This is a genomic window from bacterium, assembly GCA_035703895.1.
GTDB lineage: Bacteria > Sysuimicrobiota > Sysuimicrobiia > Sysuimicrobiales > Segetimicrobiaceae > Segetimicrobium.
Genome location: DASSXJ010000054.1, coordinates 1 through 3118, shown reverse-complemented (window position 1 = coordinate 3118; position 3118 = coordinate 1). Strand labels below are relative to the sequence as shown.

The following is a 3118-nucleotide window of genomic DNA, read 5'->3' as shown; positions in this document are numbered from 1 at the left end:
GGTCCTCGCCGGCCTCATCACGCGCTTCGAGGGGCAGGCCCCCGCGTGGCTCATCCTGACCTCCGGCCGCGATCAGGCGGAACGGCTGGCCGACGACCTCGCGGTCTTCCTCCCTCCGGCGGCGGGGGCGGTACACCTCCTGACGCCGTGGGAGTCGTTCAACCCCGAGGATCCTCCGTCGGTCGAGACCGAGGGGGCTCGGCAGCGCATCCTGGAGTGGGCGCGCCGCGGATCTCCCCAAGTGATCGTCGCGTCGATCGCGGGCGCGCTGCATGCGGTGCCCGACCCCCGCTGGATCGACCTGGTCCGGGTCGACCTCGCCCCAGGGTTGCGGACCGACCTCGGCCACGTCGTCGAGCGCTTCACGGCTGCCGGATACGAACGCACCGACCTTGTCCGCCGTCTCGGCGACCTCGCGGTGCGCGGAGGGCTGGTCGACGTCTATCCGTCTACCGAAGAGCATCCGATCCGCATCGAATGGGCAGGGGACGAGGTCGAATCGATCCGCGTGTTCGATGCGGAAACGCAGCGCACGATTCGCACCCTGTCCCGCGCCATCATCCTCCCGGCCCGGCCGGGTCAGAGTCCGACCGTCGCGCTCCCGGAGATCATCCCCGATGCGATGTGCGCGCTCGATGAACCGGATGAGCTCGCGCGCCAGGCGCAGGCCCTGGTCGCACGAGCCACGGCGACCCATGCGCGGGCGATCGAGGCGGGCCGGATCCCGAAGGAAACATCCATGCCCATCGTGCCGTGGGTGCGCATCGCGGCAGCGCTCGACGCCCGCCGGACCGTGGCCCTCTCGACGCTTCACCGGCCGGACCGCGGACCGGCCGTGGACATCGAATTCGGCACCGTCGAGTCGTTTGCCGGCCAGATGGAAGCGCTCGCCGGCCAGCTCCGCGAGTGGGCCGCCTCCGGCCGGAGGGTCGTCGTGGCCAGCCGCCAGGCGCACCGCATGGTGGAGCTGTTCGCCGAATACCACCTGGCCGCAGGACTGGTGGAACGGCTCGTCGAGGTGCCTTCCCCCGCGAGCATCCACACCGTACCCGAAGCGCTGACCGGGGGGTTCACCCTGGACGACCTGGTCGTGGTCACCGATGCCGAGATCCTCGGATGGAGGCGCCGGCGTCGTCACATCCGCTGGCTTCGCGATGGAGCGCGAATCAGCAGCTGGACGGAGCTCGCGCCCGGCGATCTCGTGGTCCACATCCACCACGGTATCGGCGTGTATCGGGGAATCGAGCGCCTGACGGTGGGCGGCGGGGAGCGGGATTACCTGCACCTCGAGTACGCGCGCGGGGACGCCCTGTACGTGCCGACCGATCAGATCAACCTCGTCCAGCGGTACGTCGGCGTCGAGGGACAAACCCCGCAGATCCACCGGCTCGGCGGAACCGAGTGGGAGCGAGAGAAGCGCCGCGTCCGCGAGCGGACCCGCGAGATGGCCCGGGAACTGCTCGAGCTCTACGCGGCCCGCGAGACGCGTAGCGGGCACGCATTCTCTCCCGACTCGCCCTGGCAGCGTGAAATGGAGGAAGCGTTCGCGTACGAGGAAACGCCGGACCAGTGGCAGGCAATTCAGGATGTGAAGCGAGACATGGAGGCACCCAAGCCGATGGATCGCCTGGTGAGCGGCGACGTGGGATACGGAAAGACCGAAGTCGCGGTGCGCGCGGCGTTCAAGGCGGTGCTCGACGGGAAACAAGTGGCGGTGCTCGTCCCCACCACGATCCTGGCCCAGCAGCATTTTTCCGTCTTCCGCGAACGGTTCGCCGTCTTCCCCGTCCGGGTGGAGATGCTCAGCCGGTTCCGCTCACCGCGGGAGCAAAAGGCCGTCCTGGAAGGCCTGCGGACCGGCACCGTGGACGTGATCATCGGGACCCACCGCCTGCTCAGCCGTTCCGTCACGTTCAAGGACCTCGGCCTCGTCATCATCGATGAGGAGCAGCGGTTCGGCGTGACCCACAAGGAACGGCTCAAGCAGCTCCGCAGCCAGGTGGATGTCCTGACGTTGACCGCGACGCCGATCCCGCGCACCCTCCATATGTCCCTGGCCGGGCTGCGCGACCTCTCGGTCATGGAGACGCCGCCGGACGCCCGCCAGCCGATCCGTACCGTGATCCGAGAGGAAACCCCGGACCTCGTCCGCGAGGCGATCCGGGACGAGCTCACCCGCGAAGGCCAGGTCTATGTCATCCACAACCGCGTCGAGACGATCGAGCGGGCCGCGACGCGGATCCGCCGGCTGGTGCCGGACGCGCGCGTCGCGGTGGCCCACGGGCAGATGCCCGAGGAGCGGCTGGAGCGGGTCATGCTCGATTTCCTCGGCGGCCGGTACGATGTGCTGGTCAGCACCACGATCGTCGAGATCGGCCTCGACATCCCGCGCGTCAACACGATCATCATCGAGGATGCCCACACACTCGGGCTCGCCCAACTGTATCAGCTCCGAGGCCGCGTGGGGCGGGCGGACCGCCAGGCGTACGCGTATCTCCTCTATCCTCAGCACGCCCGGCTGACCCCGGAGGCCGAACAGCGGCTCGTCGCGATGCGCGAGTTCGTCGAGCTCGGTTCGGGCTTAAAGCTGGCGATGCGCGACCTGGAGATCCGTGGGGCGGGCAACCTGCTGGGACCGGAGCAGCACGGACACCTCGCGGCCGTCGGGTTCGACCTCTACATGCGCCTGCTGGAGGAAGCCGTCCGCGAGACGCGCGGGGAAGTAGTCGAGGAGCCTGCGGAGGTGGCGATCGATCTCGACGTCGGTGCGTTCCTGCCGGACACGTATATCCGGTCGTCCGGACAGCGGATGGCCGCCTACCGGCAGCTGGCGGCGGCTCAGACGATCGAGGAGTGCCGCGCGGCGATCGACGAGCTTCGGGACCGGTACGGCCCGCTTCCGGAACCGGTGCAGCATCTCGCGGAGATCATCCGTCTCCGCGTCATGGCCCGCCGCGCGGGGGTATCGGCAATCAGCCGCGGCCGGGCCGGCGTCCTGCTCCGGCTCTCCGATCCAGGGACGACGAGCGACCGGATCCGGCCGCTCTCCGAGACCTCCCGGGGCCGGATCGAGCTCACCCAGGAAGGGATCCTCTTGCACCTCGACGCCGGCGGGCCG

The 3118-nt window shown here is 69.4% G+C and carries 1 protein-coding gene; it reads left to right on the top strand.

Annotated elements, in window-relative coordinates; all coding sequences use genetic code 11:
- Window positions 1–3118: transcription-repair coupling factor (mfd, locus tag VFP86_03855; protein ID HET8998758.1), on the top strand; the 3118-nt coding region annotated here is incomplete at both ends.